Genomic DNA, 14,616 nt, shown 5'->3' on the forward strand with positions numbered 1-14,616 from the left:
TGGTCGTTACTGCCCGTTACTCACGTTCACTTTTGTATTCCACCAGTCTTCGCTGGCGGCTTTGCTCATTCGGATGGTTGGACGCTGGCCAAGGCGCATGTCGACAACGGCCACATCACGTTCCAGAAGGTCCTGCACTTCGTTGACAGCCAGCACGCGTTCGAGCGCACGCACCGGGCGGGTGGTCGGCAACATGATGCGCTGGCCACGGTCCAGAACCAGATCCCAGCGCCGCTCGCCCACGCGCACCAGCCCACGCACGCGGTTGCCCAGGCTGCGCGAGGTTTGAAAGATCTCAAGCGCTTCAGCGACATGAGCGTCCGCGCCCTTGCCGGCAATCAAAGGCAGGTCTGAATGGTCCTTACGCGAAGGAGTCTCTTTGACGTGGGCTCCGGTATCATCCAACAATTCCAGCCCATCGCGGGTGCGCCAGACTATCGCTGGCTGACGCTCAACTACATCCACCTGCAGGATACCGCCCGGACGGATGCGCACGGTTGCTGATTTCACCGGGTCCAGGCCGGTTATCGTATCGCGCATGTGTTCGACATCCAGGTCCCAGGAACTGATCGGGAAATCCAAAGGCACGACCTCGCGGATGTCCTCGGACAAGCTGGTGCCAGCCCCATCAATGGCCATCAGATTGACCATGAACTCAGGACGTTCCTGAATCGAAGTGCGTATATCGGCAACAAAGGCCGTGACAGCATCGCGCCGCTCTGGCGAGGCGAAGTAAAGCCCAACGGCCGCAGCAACAGCACAGATCGGCAAACCGACTTTGACACCCATGCGGATGCCCGGCGTGAGCATCCAGCGCTGAAGCCTGTAGCTCAGGCGCGACGGTGCCGGATCGTTGCGGCGTGCGGTGCGGGAAAACACCCGCGCCCCGCGCAGGCGCAAAATCGGCTCTGCTTCGTGCGTTTCCGTGTCTGCGGATGCGAAATCAGCATCCGGCCCCGCAAGCGGTTTGGATCGATGGATTTCCAGTGAACGGCTGGCGGTCAACGGTCGCATGAGGCGTCCTCCACCATCCAGGCGCATAGCTGGCCAAATGTCATGCCCAGATGGGCGGCCTGTTCCGGGGCCAGCGACGTGGGCGTCATTCCGGGTTGCGTGTTGGTTTCCAGCAGAAACAGACCATCAGCGCCCATGCTGTCATCCCACCGGAAATCGGTACGGCTGACGCCCCTGCACCCCAACACATCATGCGCGCGCACGGCGTAATCCATGCAACGATCGAAAATGTCTTGCGGAACGTCAGCGGGCAGAACATGCCAAGATCCGCCGGGTTTGTACTTGGCGTCGTAGTCGTACCAGCCATCATCCGTCATGATTTCGGTCACGGTCAGGGGTCGGTCCCCCATCACAGTCACGGTCAGCTCGCGCCCGGCCACGTATTTCTCGACCATGACCTGATCGGGCATCGCTTCATCCAGCTGCGGCGGACCATTGGCGTTTTCGTGCACGATGTAGATACCGACGCTTGAACCCTCATTATTGGGCTTGGCCACATAGGGTGGCTCCATCACGTGGACTTCGATGACTTCGACCTTTGGCACGATCACGCTGGGCACGATCGGCAAGCCCTCGGCCTGATACACTTCTTTGCTGCGCTGTTTATCCATCGCGAGGGCCGAGGCCAAAACGCCGGAATGGGTGTAGGGAATCCGCATCCACTCCAGCAGACCCTGCACACAACCATCTTCACCCCAGCGTCCATGCAGGGCGTTGAAAGCCACATCCGGTTTGATGTCCAAAAGGCGCGCATAAAGGTCGGGACCTGCGTCCAGTTCGACCACTTCAAAGCCTTCTCCCACAAGGGCGGCTGCGCATTCGCGCCCAGAGCTGAGAGACACCTCGCGTTCCGCCGAGGGTCCACCCATCAATACCGCCACTTTGGGGTTTGTCCTGCTCGACATTCCCAACGTGCGCCTCAATGTCCCCGGACCTTATGTGGTGGTCCGTACTGCGTTATGCCTTTGATCCGTCGCCTGAATTAGCCTGTTATTGGTCTGACGGTTGGGGCTTTATTCTTTCAGCGGATCACCGACCCGCATGATTTCCCACTCTAGCGTGATGCCGCTTGTTTCGTAAACCTTTTTTCGCACTTCTTCGCCCAGACCTTCCAGGTCAGCGGCAGTGGCCGCACCGGTATTGATCAGGAAATTCGAGTGTTTGGGGCTCATCTGTGCACCACCCAGCGTCGCGCCACGCATTCCGGCGTCATCAATCACTTTCCACGCCTTGAGATCATGCACGTCATCCGCCTGCCCCGTCGACGAAAACCCGGCCGGATTGCGGAAAGTTGACCCGGCGCTACGATCTTTAGTGGGCTGGGTTTCATCACGCATTTTCAGTTGCGCTTCCATGCGGGCGTGAAGCTCTGCCGGGTCGCCAGAGGGCCCTTGAAACGTCGCCGAAATCAACACGGAGCCTTCAGGCAGATCGGACTGGCGGTAGCGGAAGTTCAGATCTTCGGGGGTCAGGTCAAGCAATTCACCCCGTCGGGTGACAATAGTCGCTTTGCGCAAGACATCCGCCGTGTAGCTGCCATAACAGCCCGCGTTCATCCGAACCGCCCCGCCAACAGAACCGGGTATGGTACGCAAAAAGGTCAGATCGACCCCGGCATCCGCTGCTTTGCGCGCCACATGGGCGTCCAATGCCGCCGCGCCTGCGGTGACCGTGTTTCCTTCGATCTCGATCCCGTTGAAACCGCGTCCCAAGCGGATCACCACAGCGCGCAAGCCACCGTCACGCACGATCAGGTTTGAACCGACACCCATTGGGAAAACCGGAACATCCGACGGAAGACCGCGCAAAAACGTTTGCAGGTCCTCGACGTCGGCGGGTTGGAATAAGTAGTCTGCGGGGCCACCAACGCGCAGCCATGTCAGATCGTTCAGCGGTCGGGCCGGGGTCAGACGACCCCGAACTTCGGGCAGATTGCTCATGTGGTTGACTTTTTCACTAGGCTGCGCGCGCCAACTCCACCCACGATAACAGCAAGCAGGAACGGCAGGACCGATCCAGTCAGCCAGATGAAGGGACCAAATGCCTGCTCTTCCTCGCCCGTGCTGACGCCCGCCAGCATCACGATCAGCGCCAACGCAACTGCCGAGGTCAGGCCGATGAGCCAAAACAATCCTCTGACACCGATCCAGAGCCCGGCAATTAGCCCGGCAACTCCGCCAAGTATCAAAGAAATAAGTGGCAAATAGGCGAATGTGGCAATATCGACCATGTGGCCTCCTGAATATGGCCGTTACTTGTTAGCCGCCTTCATGCCCTGCATTTTCGCTTTTGTCCAACGGCTCAGGTAAATCACCGGCCAGCGCAGCATCGACATGCCCATACCCAGCACCAACAGGCCGATCCACGGACCGTGCTGATATGTGACATAACCCAGAATTGGGATTCCCACGACAATCAGGACATAAGCACGTGTCCAGTGGTTATCCTTGCTGGGAACCATCGCAAGGATATTGGCGGACAACCCCCAAAGAGCGGCCAGAGCAAGGGACCAACTCATTCCGCCACCTCTCGGCCCGTCCATTTACGCCAGAAATAGCGGATCGGATTGCGAAACATCGAAACAAAGCCGCCAAAAGCGAGAGCAGACCAAACCCAGCCATGGTCATATCCCAACCAAACGATCAAAACCGGCGCACAAATCAAAAGTACAATCCCCGGTGGGAATTGCAGCCGCATTGGCATCATCGCCACAACAGTGGCACAGATCACCCAGAGGGCTGAAAAGATCACGGAAAAATCCATTTCCCCCTCCGAAGGATGGTGATGGCGGGTAGCAGGTCAATACATCCTATGGTTGCGCATCAACAACCCGGAATGTCAAACGGCTTGTTTTCTCATCAGTCTCTCTGGCAGACCATTGGCCCATGCACTGATGGTCCCCGCCCCGAGACAGACGACCATGTCCCCTGGACGGGCTTGTTCCCGAACCAGACGTTCAAGATCGTTTTCATCCAACAGCGCTCGTGCGTGACGGTGTCCATGGCGGATAAGCCCTTGCACCAGATCATCGCGGCTGGCCCCTTCAATCGGGTCCTCCCCGGCCGCAAACACTTCGGCGATGGCCACGACATCCGCATCGTTGAAGCAGGTGCAGAAGTCGTCAAACAGGTTGGACAGACGTGAGTAACGGTGAGGTTGGTGGACAGCGATGACACGGCCTTCGGTCGCTTGGCGCGCAGCTTTGAGGACCGCAGCGATTTCGACCGGGTGATGGCCATAATCGTCGATGATGGTAACCCCATCGACCTCCCCGACCTTGGTGAAGCGACGGTTGACCCCACCGAAATTGGCCAGGGCCTCGCGGATCTCATTCGCTTTCATACCCAAATGGCGGGCAACCGCCACCGCAGACAGCGCGTTCGAGACGTTGTGGTCCCCAGGCATCGGCAGGGTACAGCCTTCGATCACTTTGTCTTCGTATTGCAGGTGAATGTCGAAATGCGCAACGCCGCCTTTGTAGGTCAGATTCTCGGCCCGCACGTCTGCCTGAGCATTGAAGCCATAGGTGCGCACACGGCGGTCCGTGATGCGCCCGACCAAAGCCTGCACCTCGGCATGATCCGTGCAGCAAACGGCCAGACCATAGAAAGGCAGGTTCGAGACGAATTCGTGGAACCCATCACGCAATTTGTCGAAATCCCCCCAATGCTCCATATGCTCGGGGTCGATATTGGTAACGATGGCGATGGTCGCGGGCAGACGATTGAACGAGCCGTCGGATTCGTCAGCCTCAACCACCATCCATTCGCCCTGCCCCATGCGCGCATTCGAGCCATAAGCGTGGATGATGCCGCCATTGATCACGGTCGGGTCGAAGTCACCCGCCACCATTAGCTCAGCCATCATCGTGGTCGTGGTGGTCTTGCCGTGTGTGCCCGCAATCGCGATGTTCGAGCGTAGGCGCATCAACTCGGCCAGCATGTCAGCACGCCGGACAACGGGCAGTCCTTGGGCGCGTGCCTCATCCAGTTCCGGGTTGCCGGGTTTAATCGCAGTCGAAACAACCACAACAGCGGCGTTTTCAAGGTTTTCAGCCCGCTGCCCGACAAAGATTTCAGCCCCCAAACCCGCCAGCCGGTCGGTGATCTTGGATGCCTTCAGGTCCGAGCCCTGCACCCGATACCCCAGATTCAAAAGCACCTCGGCGATGCCGGACATCCCGATCCCTCCGATTCCAACAAAGTGGATCGGTCCTACGTCTTGCGGCAGTTTGGTTGCGGGATTCATGCGGTCTCCTTCTGCGCCAGTTGTTCGACAAGATGTACCAAACGCTCGGTCGCGTCGGGGGCACCGGTCGAAAGGGCGGCATGGGCCATTTTCTGTGCGGCTTCGGGGTTGGTCAGAACCGTGGTGATTTGCTGCGTCAAGGCGCGAACGTCAAGCGCATTTTCAGGGATCATTATCGCACCGCCCGCCTGTACCAATCCACGCGCATTGGCGGTTTGGTGATCTCCGGCAGCAGCGGCAAAGGGGATCAGGATTGAGGGTCGCCCGATGACCGAGATATCGGCCACGCTGGATGCACCCGAACGCGAAATGACCAATTGGGCGTCCGACATGCGACGGGGCACGTCCGCGAAAAAGGTCTGAACTTCGGCGCGGATACCATGATCAGTGTAGAACGCTGTGACTCGCGCGCTGTCTTCATCCCGGGCCTGATGTGAAACGCGGATGTGGTTACGGATGTTTTCAGGCAAGGCGGCAATGGCCTCGGGCACCACATCGCTCAGGATACGCGCACCTTGTGAGCCGCCCATGACCAAAATCGACATCGGGTAATCGCCGGGTGGAATGTATCCTGCGGCGGCGCGGTCCAGAACGGCGGCGCGTACCGGATTGCCGGTGTGGACGCCCTGCGCCCCTTCGGGCAGGTCCGTTGGCCAGACACCGCATGCAACCTGTGCAACGCGAGTGGCGAACAGCTTGTTCACACGGCCCAACACACCGTTCTGTTCATGGATCATGCGCGGGATTTTCAGCAGCGTTGCCGCGCCCAGCGCAGGGATCGACGGATACCCGCCAAACCCGACAACCACGTCGGGCTTATCACGCATCATCTGGAACGCCATGCTGGTCACGCCGCCCACGATCTTGGGGCCGACCAGCGCCTTGGCTGCTAAACCGCCGCGAGCAAAGGTGGCCGAGGACACCTCGGTAATCTCGGTCGCATCCGGGAAGGCGCCGGTATAGCGCGCACCGCGTGCATCGGTGGACAAGCGCACGCGCCAACCTTTGTGAAGCAAAGCCTCGGCCAGGGCCTGAGCGGGGAACATATGTCCCCCGGTTCCGCCAGCCGCAATTAACAGGTAAGGGTTCCCCATTATCCTCGTCCGCGCAGAATATCGCCAAGCTCGCCCTGTGGACGGGTTCGGGTAAAGGCCAGCAACATGCCGATGGCAATGCCGCCCGCAATCAGCGACGAGCCGCCATAACTGACAAAAGGCAACGTCATGCCCTTGGCGGGCAACAGGCGCACGGCGACGCCCATGTTGATCATCGCCTGAACGCCGAACATGCAGGCCAATCCGGTGCCTGCCAGACGTATGAACATGTCCCGTTCGCGCATCAGCCGCAGCAACGAGCGCACGACAATCAACGCATAGAGCGCGATGATAATCAGCACCAGGATCAGGCCGTATTCCTCGGCCGCGACAGCAATGATGAAATCGGTGTGCGCATCAGGCAGCGACCATTTCACTTGCCCTTCCCCGACACCAACGCCGAACAACCCGCCTTCGCGAATGGCGTTAGTGGCATAGCCAAGCTGGGTGGTCGGATCGACCTCTTGATTCAAGAAGCCATCGATGCGGCGGGCAAAGTGTTCGGAGTTTGAATAGGCAAACATACCAGCCAAAACGACCGCCCCCGCCATGCCGACGAGCAAAAGCATCGGGGCGCCCGCCACGAAATACATCACGCCCCAGCCGAACAGGATCAGGCAGGCCTGACCGAAATCGGGCTGCATCACCAACATCCCAACGATCGACATGCACAGCGCAAAGGACCAGATACGCCCAGGAGGGCCATTGATCTCTTGCGACGCGGCCAGCAACCATGCCGCCACAACTATGAAGCCGGGTTTCAAGAACTCGGACGGTTGCAGAGAGGCAAAGCCCAGCGAATACCAACGCACCGCGCCTTTTCCAAAGTCGGTTCCAAAGACCGGAAGGAAGACCAGCGCCACAAATGACGCCAGAAAACCAAGAACAGCCAGACGCCGCACCAAGGTCGGCGACATCATCGATGTCAGCAGCATCGCGATCAGCGCCAATCCGCCGAAGATGGCCTGACGCTCGACATAATGGAAAGGATCGAACCCGTTGCGCCCGGCCAGCGGCGGCGATGAGGCCAAACCCAACAACAGACCGATGGTGAAAAGGATCAACACGCAGGACATCGTCCAGCGATCAATTGTACGCCACCACTTTGGTAGAATCGGTTCTCCGCGCTGGTCCTGGACCGCGCCATACACCATCTCAGTCATGAGATACCGCCACTCTCTGCCTCGTTAACGTCCCGTTTTCGGGATCTGTTCGAGAGTCTACATGCAATTTGGTGTTTGGGCTAGTGGAATGAGGGCCGAGCTGGATTTTCGGCCTTCATGTTGTTCAGTTCGAAAGATCAGACCAACGCCAGCAGCTTTGCAACGTCCAGAAGGCCCGCTTTTCCAAAAAGCTCATCCTTGGAAGGCATGACCGGATTACCGGCGGCATCCTTTTTCCCGTTCACGTCGTCCACCTGAAGTTCACTAACTGCGGCGGGCAACCAATACCAATGCGCAACACTGTGTCGAGTTGGACTTGCATTCAGCCCCTCAAACAGGTCCTTGATGTCCTTTCCGGACAAATTGGCCGCAGATTTTCGCTGCATCAAGGCAATCGCCCCGGCGACCAGAGCACAAGCGCCAGACGTACCGCCAAACTCTGTGTACAGCCCAGCCGGATCGTCTCCTGCTTTTGCCCGAGCAGCGACCGGCCCCGCAAGCGTTCCTTCGACATGACCACGAGGTCCCGGCACATCGAGCGTGACAAGTCGCTGAGGTGAATAGCTAAGGTAAGGTATTTTTTCCGTGCAAGATCCCGGTTTCTTGTGCAAGTCGGGATCTACGTGAAAATCGCCAGCTGAAGCGGCTTGCCGGTCAAGGCGGATCTGGTTCCGGTTATACACCTCTCCGTCATCCGAAGGGGCCACAACGGTCAGGTGGTCGTCGGACGAATAGTTTGAATAGCCAGACCGAAAAGCCTGATAACTCACGGCACCTACAGAAATGACACCGTTATCCGTGTCGGACGACAAGCTGGCGGGGTAGATCAACTTGCTTCTGCCATCATTGCCCGCAGCGCAAACCACAGGGATTTTTTTGCTGACCCATGTGATGACCTTGCTCAGAAGAGCCCAGTCCGCGCTGATGCCAAGTGCATCCTGTGACGGCTCACCTAGCTTGGTTTCGTGAATCCGCGTCTTTTCGTCGTCATCCAGATCAGGATACCCCGGCCAATGGTTCGGGTCCGCAACATCCCTTGGGAAAAGGATCACCTCGACATCCTTCGAAAAGGCATACAGGAACGCTGCAATCAGTTCTCGCGGACTGGGAGAGATTGAGGTGGTGATTGGCAGGACTTTGCTCAGCGGGTCGACACCGAAATAGGTTGCGATGTTGCCCGCGTTACCGAACTGATCAGCCGCATATGAGGTGCCGCTGGTTAGACCTGCGCAGCTGGTCCCGTGCGCGGCATAGCGGTCATCATAGGCGTGAACATACCGTTTGACACCGCACCCTGACCGGATTTCATCGACGATCTTTTCTTCTGCCGGAGTGAGCGTGCCGATGGTCGAGCCTGCGGGCAAGCCATTCAGCCAAGAAACCTTTTCTTCCCGATGCTTGGCAGCCGCTGGGAAAGAGGTCAGCAGATCGTATTTCACCCCATATGGATGGCTGGCAAGATCAATCGCGTCGTCCCATAGAATCTGTCCGTCCCCTGTTGGTGCATCCAGATTCGGGTGATAGGGCGCGACCCCCATATCGATCAGAGCGATATGTGCCTTGCTGTCCGGCGGCGGGGTGAAATCCCAAGCCACATCCCCAATCACCGGGCAAATCTCACCGCTTGCCGGAGGGGTCGGTACCGTGATCGCGTTGATCGCGACCAGATGCCAAAGATAGTAGAAACGTTCATAGTTTTCCTGACCGTCGGTCATCTCAAATCCTCCCCTACCTCAACCCAGCCACTCGTCCTGGGCGGCGTCCATAAGCTCGTCCAGAACCTCGGCCATGTAGGCGACTGTCTTGCGGGCCAGTTCCCGCCCTGCCGCCGTGTCGCTGGGATAGTGCAGCCCTGCCCATTCGCGGTTTTCAGCAATACGCTGTGCCCGATGGAAAAGGGCGATCGTACCAGGGTGTTCGGGCAGGATACGCGAAAACATCTCGGCAATTGCGAAGGACTGGAAGGAATGGTTTGAAGGGTAAGCGGCGTGGTATGGCACCGCAATGTAAGGCCGGATCAACGGCTGAATAATGTTCGGGCGCGGTCGGCTGAACCGGTTCTTATAGGTCAGCCCGACCTCATTGGTCAGCTCCAAAAGGATAACCATGAGCGCTCGTGTAGCACCAAAACCTCCGTCGTCTTCGATGCCAAGGGGCGACAGGTAGTCATCGATCCCGAAACTGGCCTGCGCAACGATTTCTTCACGGCGCAACGCTTGGTCAGCGTTTTTCAATGCACCTTGCAGTTTGAGCAGATAGCGCGTCTCTTCAAGACTATCATCCGGCCCAGGAGGCGGAAGCAGATCAATGTTTTCCCAGATCTTGCCTTTGAGCTGATCTGCCAACGGAACGCCGATCTGGCATATATCGCGGATCTCACGCCAACCGAAAGCGGCCTCGCTGCCCTCAAAGGCAAAATCGCTACGGTTCCGATTTCGGTTGCGGTTGCGATTTCTGTTCCGGTTTCTGTTCCGGTTCCGATTTCTGTTCCGGTTTCGGTTGAGCGCAAAGGCCGAGCTTTGGCTGAGCGATAGTGCGGCGACCCCAAAAGCGGATCTGTTCAGAAGTTCGTCCTGAACTGCATCCTTAACCTCACCGACTTCGAACAAGCGCAAAACTTCACTATCGCTAAAGTACTTTCTAATTTCTTCAAGGTGATCAGCGGTGATCAATGTCGGATTGATCTTGCTCAGCGCCTCAATAAAGATCAGAGCGTTTTTACTTTGTGTGGCAAACAACGCGGCTTCAACTGCTGCACGCGGATCACCCTGACCCAGGCCCAGGCTTGCGGCTTTTAACGCCTTGCAGGAAATCAACTCACCACGTCGCGCAAGCATGCCAAACGCGTTGAGCGTGAATACATAATCCATATTGTCCCCCTTCCAAAACTCTTAAACCTGTTGTGGCAACCCGATCCGTGACAGGCCACTTTCCATCAGATGCGCGCTGAACCGGGTCGGCACCGGGAAACGATCCTGCTGAATGCACGCCAGTGACATGTCCGGCTCCAGGTTGATCAGCCGCTTCAAAGCCTGTTCCCCCATCTGGCGGTTTCCCGCATGTCCGTAAGCTGCCGCCAGATAGCGCATGACGGTTTTGAACTGTGGCTGAACTTCCATCACGGATTCACCAAATTCGATGGATGTTTCAAAATCGCCACTGACCAGAGATGCAACACATGCCGCACCGTCGAACAGATGCCGATACGGGCTGTGACGCCCAACCAACCTGGCCTGCTGCGCAGCTTCCCGCGCCAACGCGGGTCGGTCCGTATAGCAGTAGAGCATTGCGGCCGAATCCCAGCTCATGGCGCGATACGGGCTAAGTTCCAACGCGCGGTCCACCAGATCCTGTGCGACCGAAAACTCGCGGAAAACGTAGGAATGCACATGGGCAACAAGACCTAGCACAGTGCCATTATTGGGGTCAGCCTCGACAGCGCGGCGGGCCAGGTCGCGCGCCTGTGCCTCAAGCGTAGCGTCCCAAGTGCCATATCGCTCGCCGACCTTGAACGTGGTCACATAGGCCAGCCAGGCCAGATAGACCGGCTTGGGGTCAAGCTCGTACGCGGCCAGGATGTCGGCTTCCAGTTCGTCCAACCCCGGCCCACTCATCGTCAACAGATGATGCACGGCCGCAACCGCCGTCTTGGCCGCATGATGCGCTGCCGGATCACGCATATGACGCCCGTTGAGCAGGGCGGTGAGCAATGCATCAGTGGCATAGCTGATAAAGGACGTCAGGCCAGAACAGTTTTGTCCCAGAAAGTCACCCTGATCAGCCACGACGTTCTGGCTCCAGATCACTTTCCGGTCTTCAGACCTCATGGCAGTTGCAGACACTTGCAGCATGTCACCGCAACTCGCCGCCCGGCATTGCAAGAAAAGATCAGGCCCTGCCGTCAGCGGATCGGTCGGGAGCGGGATCTGTGACACCCGGTAATCCTGCACTTCAAGCGCTTCGATCTCGATCAGCGATTTTGACAATTGTTCAGCAACGATGTTGGAGACAAAAGTGGCCGTCTCGGACCCTGCCCCCACATCCGGAGACAACAGACCAACCACAAAATTCGGACGGGGGTGTGCAATCGAAGACGGCAGTGAAACACGCGCAGGCTGGCTTGTTGGTACCGGCATGGGGCCTGCTGCTGATGCCTGCTCAAGCGCACCCTCTATCGTCGCCCGCGACACCGTGAACAGCTCAAGCGAAGCGCCGATATTCTTGAGCTTGGGACGGCCGACAGAGTTAAAGAGAAAGTCGTTTCGACCACGTAATGCATTGCGCACAACGCTTGAAACCAGAACTTCGCCGGGTGAGCCCACACTTTCGATCCGGGCTGCCGTGTTGACCGCGTCACCAATAATCTGATGATCGACTTCAAACGTGTCACCCAGATGCACGCCGATACGATACCCTTTTGCATAGCGTTCAGCGCTTTGAGTCAGCACCTCCTGCACCCCCAGTGCGGTTTCCACCGCAGCACGCGCGCTTGGGAACACGGCGCACAGGCCGTCACCCGTCAGGCCCGTCACGCAGCCGCGAAAGCTTTGGACCAGTTCGCTGGCGCAATTCAGGTCGCGGCGGATTGTGGCAAGAGTTTCAATTTCAGCTTCGCGTACTTCAACTGAATAGTCGCAAGCATCCAAAAACAGAATGGCCCTGAGCTGTGCCTTAGGCAATTCGGTCGGCCTGTATAGATTCAGGTTTAATCCCATGATCGTATCTCTGACTTCTTTAACTAATTGGGATGCACCGCCCCAAGAATGATCAAGCTGCATCCGATGCATGCGTGGCGCAGATCCAGAGGTTGTGCACGTTTCGGCGCCGTCTTTTTTCGCAGGACCGACCCTTGGTCTGAATGGGCTTCAAAAGGCTGTTGTCGGCCTGACGGAGAAATTCGGTTTCTAAAATATGTTAAGTTCAATCTAATGCAGCTTATTGTATGTGTTTTATGAACTTTCGTCGACTTAATTTTGCTTTACACCCTCAAACAGGACTTTTCCTGACGGCTCTGAGGGCGGTGGCAAGCTGGTCGAGATTGGCCAGAAACGACGTTTCTTTCCCGCAGAGGGCGTGTAATCGCCGCTAAAACACTGAAGGACAGTATTGAGAACGTGCTCCAGAAACCTCGACGTTACTGCTGCCTTGCACATCCAACGCGTGGGGCAACCGAACTGGAAAACCCAATCGACGTATGGTGTTATGCTGCCTTCCCAATGCAAACAAAAGGGACAGATAACGTTCTAAACAAGTGTCCTATTGCTTCGATAGAACTTACCAATGTCTCAACTATAACGAATGTACAGTTTACCGCCCGCAGTTTATTTCGAAGTGATCCAGATGCTCTCGCGGGCCCGTTCCCAAGTTGCACAACGCAGTAGGAACATTTTTGCCTGTTCAACAGCTCGAAAAGTGGCGCGCGTGGTTATCTGAGAATCGTTAATCCTGCAACGAATTTTAATATCACCAACGGTTGGCAGGGCTTTCTCTCTTGTCATTGTACAGAATCCGCGCCAATGGCGGTGCATGAGGTTCGACACTATCATATTGGGGGCCGGAGCCGCAGGCATGATGTGCGCAGCCCACTGTGGCGGGCACGTTTTGGTGATTGATCACGCCAAAGCACCGGGCGAAAAGATCCGCATATCGGGCGGTGGGCGCTGTAATTTCACCAATATGTACGCAAGCCCGAGCAACTTCCTGTCGCAAAACCCGCATTTCTGCAAATCTGCGTTAGCACGTTATTCGCAGTGGGATTTTGTCGATCTGGTTGGGCGTCACAATATCGCCTGGCACGAGAAAACGCTGGGTCAGCTGTTTTGTGATGGGTCATCGAAACAGATTATTAAGATGCTGCTGGACGAGATGCGCGAAGCAGGAGCAGAGCTGTGGGTGCAAACGTCCCTGCGCGATCTGCGCAAGACCGAAAGCGGGTTTGCATTGGAGGTCGAACGTGACGGGCAACGGCAGCACCTGACCTGCGCCAATCTGGTGCTGGCCACCGGCGGCAAGTCGATCCCGAAAATGGGCGCGACCGGGCTTGCCTATGACATTGCCGGGCAATTCGACTTGCGCGTGACCGACACGCGCGCCGCGCTGGTCCCGTTCACATTCTCGGATGGTCGGTTCAAGGACTTGTCCGGTGTTTCCTTGCCAGCGCGGTTGTCAAACGATCGCACCAGCTTTGACGAAGCGTTGCTGTTCACGCATCGCGGCCTCAGCGGGCCGTCAGTGTTGCAGTTGTCATCCTATTGGTCCGAGGGTGAAGCGATCTGGGTAAATCTGATCCCAGATCTGCCGTTGTTCGATCTGTTGCGGACACAGCGTCAGAGCGGGGGTCGAAAGGCTTTGACGACAGAACTGGCGCGCCATCTGCCCGCCCGGTTGGTCGACTATCTGAGCAAGGTCATTCCTATGTCCGGGAACCTTGCAGATCAGTCAGATGCGAAACTGACAGATCTGGCCGCAGCCCTTTCAGCGTGGCAATTGGTACCGTCGGGGACCGAAGGGTATCGCACGGCTGAAGTCACGCTGGGTGGGATCGATACCGACGATTTGTCTTCTAAAACCATGGAGGCCAAGGATGTCCCTGGCCTCTACGCGATTGGCGAAGCGGTGGATGTCACCGGCTGGTTGGGTGGCTACAACTTCCAATGGGCATGGTCGTCAGGCCATGCCGCTGGTGTTGCCATTGCCGCCAAGCATTAACCGACGACGTTATACCCGCGCCCGCGCATACAGTTGCGCACGATCACTTCCTGATTCTGAGTGTTGTTGATCGCGCTTGCACCAGCACCGATCAACGCACCGGCTGCTGCTGCACGGCCTAGATCACTGGCACTGTTGTCGATGATTGCAGTGGTTGCCGCAGCACCGGCGGCGCCGATGGCAGCGGCGCCGGCAGTGTTGCTGTCGAGCGTCGGCTGAGATCGTGCAAGCGCCTGACAATTGGCCAGATCGGACTGATAATTGGGCCCTACCGCCCCGTCGATGATCGGGACATAGTTCGCCCCGCTATTGGCGCAGGCTCCGGCCAGTGCAACGACAGGAAGGGCGAAGAAAATTTTGCGTGCAGACATATCCGCTACCTCTTTGTG

The 14,616-nt window shown here is 57.5% G+C and carries 14 protein-coding genes; 1 reads left to right on the plus strand and 13 read right to left on the minus strand.

What is annotated here, in order from left to right:
• Positions 1–6 precede the first annotated feature (6 nt).
• From GS646_RS11470 to GS646_RS11525, 12 genes are all read right to left on the minus strand, one after another.
• The gene (locus tag GS646_RS11470) at positions 7–1,014 is read right to left on the minus strand and encodes a cell division protein FtsQ/DivIB (RefSeq protein WP_171184973.1); all 1,008 of its coding nucleotides are present in this window, start codon (positions 1,012–1,014) and stop codon (positions 7–9) included.
• Positions 1,002–1,919, minus strand: a complete 918-nt coding sequence (locus GS646_RS11475; protein WP_171184975.1) for a D-alanine--D-alanine ligase — start codon at positions 1,917–1,919, stop codon at positions 1,002–1,004. Before GS646_RS11475 ends, GS646_RS11470 begins: the two co-directional genes overlap by 13 nt.
• Positions 1,920–2,027: 108 nt before the next feature.
• Positions 2,028–2,954, minus strand: a complete 927-nt coding sequence (murB, locus tag GS646_RS11480; protein WP_171184977.1) for a UDP-N-acetylmuramate dehydrogenase — start codon at positions 2,952–2,954, stop codon at positions 2,028–2,030.
• A complete protein-coding gene (locus GS646_RS11485; RefSeq protein ID WP_171184978.1) occupies positions 2,951–3,244 on the minus strand; it encodes a hypothetical protein in 294 nt (97 codons plus the stop codon). Before GS646_RS11485 ends, murB begins: the two co-directional genes overlap by 4 nt.
• A 21-nt stretch (positions 3,245–3,265) precedes the next feature.
• Complete coding sequence (locus tag GS646_RS11490; protein WP_171184980.1) at positions 3,266–3,532, minus strand: DUF2484 family protein; 267 nt, start codon at positions 3,530–3,532, stop codon at positions 3,266–3,268.
• Positions 3,529–3,777, minus strand: coding sequence for a DUF2484 family protein (locus GS646_RS11495; RefSeq protein ID WP_171184982.1), 249 nt, complete (start codon positions 3,775–3,777; stop codon positions 3,529–3,531). Before GS646_RS11495 ends, GS646_RS11490 begins: the two co-directional genes overlap by 4 nt.
• A gap of 75 nt (positions 3,778–3,852) precedes the next feature.
• Positions 3,853–5,262, minus strand: coding sequence for a UDP-N-acetylmuramate--L-alanine ligase (gene murC, locus GS646_RS11500; protein WP_171646649.1), 1,410 nt, complete (start codon positions 5,260–5,262; stop codon positions 3,853–3,855).
• Positions 5,259–6,356 carry a UDP-N-acetylglucosamine--N-acetylmuramyl-(pentapeptide) pyrophosphoryl-undecaprenol N-acetylglucosamine transferase gene (locus GS646_RS11505; protein WP_171184986.1) on the minus strand — a complete coding sequence of 366 codons (1,098 nt, stop codon included), beginning with the start codon at positions 6,354–6,356 and terminating at the stop codon, positions 5,259–5,261. The genes murC and GS646_RS11505 overlap by 4 nt, the downstream gene beginning before the upstream one ends.
• The gene (gene ftsW / locus GS646_RS11510) at positions 6,356–7,519 is read right to left on the minus strand and encodes a putative lipid II flippase FtsW (RefSeq protein ID WP_171092315.1); all 1,164 of its coding nucleotides are present in this window, start codon (positions 7,517–7,519) and stop codon (positions 6,356–6,358) included. The genes GS646_RS11505 and ftsW overlap by 1 nt, the downstream gene beginning before the upstream one ends.
• A 137-nt stretch (positions 7,520–7,656) precedes the next feature.
• Complete coding sequence (locus tag GS646_RS11515) at positions 7,657–9,234, minus strand: S8 family serine peptidase (RefSeq protein ID WP_171646647.1); 1,578 nt, start codon at positions 9,232–9,234, stop codon at positions 7,657–7,659.
• 18 nt (positions 9,235–9,252) lie between these two features.
• Positions 9,253–10,389 carry a phosphatase PAP2 family protein gene (locus GS646_RS11520; RefSeq protein ID WP_171646645.1) on the minus strand — a complete coding sequence of 379 codons (1,137 nt, stop codon included), beginning with the start codon at positions 10,387–10,389 and terminating at the stop codon, positions 9,253–9,255.
• A gap of 21 nt (positions 10,390–10,410) precedes the next feature.
• Positions 10,411–12,234: an adenylate/guanylate cyclase domain-containing protein gene (locus GS646_RS11525; RefSeq protein WP_171646643.1), complete on the minus strand. Its 1,824-nt coding sequence runs from the start codon at positions 12,232–12,234 to the stop codon at positions 10,411–10,413.
• A gap of 811 nt (positions 12,235–13,045) precedes the next feature.
• On the opposite strand from GS646_RS11525, the gene GS646_RS11530 reads away from it, so the two are divergent.
• Positions 13,046–14,227: an NAD(P)/FAD-dependent oxidoreductase gene (locus GS646_RS11530; protein ID WP_171184990.1), complete on the plus strand. Its 1,182-nt coding sequence runs from the start codon at positions 13,046–13,048 to the stop codon at positions 14,225–14,227.
• Here GS646_RS11530 and GS646_RS11535 read toward each other — a convergent pair.
• Positions 14,224–14,598 carry a glycine zipper family protein gene (locus tag GS646_RS11535; protein WP_171092324.1) on the minus strand — a complete coding sequence of 125 codons (375 nt, stop codon included), beginning with the start codon at positions 14,596–14,598 and terminating at the stop codon, positions 14,224–14,226. The two genes, GS646_RS11530 and GS646_RS11535, sit on opposite strands and share 4 nt — an antisense overlap.
• Positions 14,599–14,616: the final 18 nt, after the last annotated feature.

Origin of the sequence: Ruegeria sp. HKCCD4315, assembly GCF_013112245.1 — a bacterium.
Classification (GTDB): Bacteria; Pseudomonadota; Alphaproteobacteria; order Rhodobacterales; family Rhodobacteraceae; genus Ruegeria.

What these genes read in the sequence shown, in the direction of transcription:
- GS646_RS11470 (WP_171184973.1), bottom strand. Translation starts at nt 1,014, where the DNA reads ATGCGACCGTTGACCGCCAGCCGTTCACTGGAAATCCATCGATCCAAA.
- GS646_RS11475 (WP_171184975.1), bottom strand. Translation starts at nt 1,919, where the DNA reads ATGTCGAGCAGGACAAACCCCAAAGTGGCGGTATTGATGGGTGGACCC.
- murB (WP_171184977.1), bottom strand. Translation starts at nt 2,954, where the DNA reads ATGAGCAATCTGCCCGAAGTTCGGGGTCGTCTGACCCCGGCCCGACCG.
- GS646_RS11485 (WP_171184978.1), bottom strand. Translation starts at nt 3,244, where the DNA reads ATGGTCGATATTGCCACATTCGCCTATTTGCCACTTATTTCTTTGATA.
- GS646_RS11490 (WP_171184980.1), bottom strand. Translation starts at nt 3,532, where the DNA reads ATGAGTTGGTCCCTTGCTCTGGCCGCTCTTTGGGGGTTGTCCGCCAAT.
- GS646_RS11495 (WP_171184982.1), bottom strand. Translation starts at nt 3,777, where the DNA reads ATGGATTTTTCCGTGATCTTTTCAGCCCTCTGGGTGATCTGTGCCACT.
- murC (WP_171646649.1), bottom strand. Translation starts at nt 5,262, where the DNA reads ATGAATCCCGCAACCAAACTGCCGCAAGACGTAGGACCGATCCACTTT.
- GS646_RS11505 (WP_171184986.1), bottom strand. Translation starts at nt 6,356, where the DNA reads ATGGGGAACCCTTACCTGTTAATTGCGGCTGGCGGAACCGGGGGACAT.
- ftsW (WP_171092315.1), bottom strand. Translation starts at nt 7,519, where the DNA reads ATGACTGAGATGGTGTATGGCGCGGTCCAGGACCAGCGCGGAGAACCG.
- GS646_RS11515 (WP_171646647.1), bottom strand. Translation starts at nt 9,234, where the DNA reads ATGACCGACGGTCAGGAAAACTATGAACGTTTCTACTATCTTTGGCAT.
- GS646_RS11520 (WP_171646645.1), bottom strand. Translation starts at nt 10,389, where the DNA reads ATGGATTATGTATTCACGCTCAACGCGTTTGGCATGCTTGCGCGACGT.
- GS646_RS11525 (WP_171646643.1), bottom strand. Translation starts at nt 12,234, where the DNA reads ATGGGATTAAACCTGAATCTATACAGGCCGACCGAATTGCCTAAGGCA.
- GS646_RS11530 (WP_171184990.1), top strand. Translation starts at nt 13,046, where the DNA reads ATGAGGTTCGACACTATCATATTGGGGGCCGGAGCCGCAGGCATGATG.
- GS646_RS11535 (WP_171092324.1), bottom strand. Translation starts at nt 14,598, where the DNA reads ATGTCTGCACGCAAAATTTTCTTCGCCCTTCCTGTCGTTGCACTGGCC.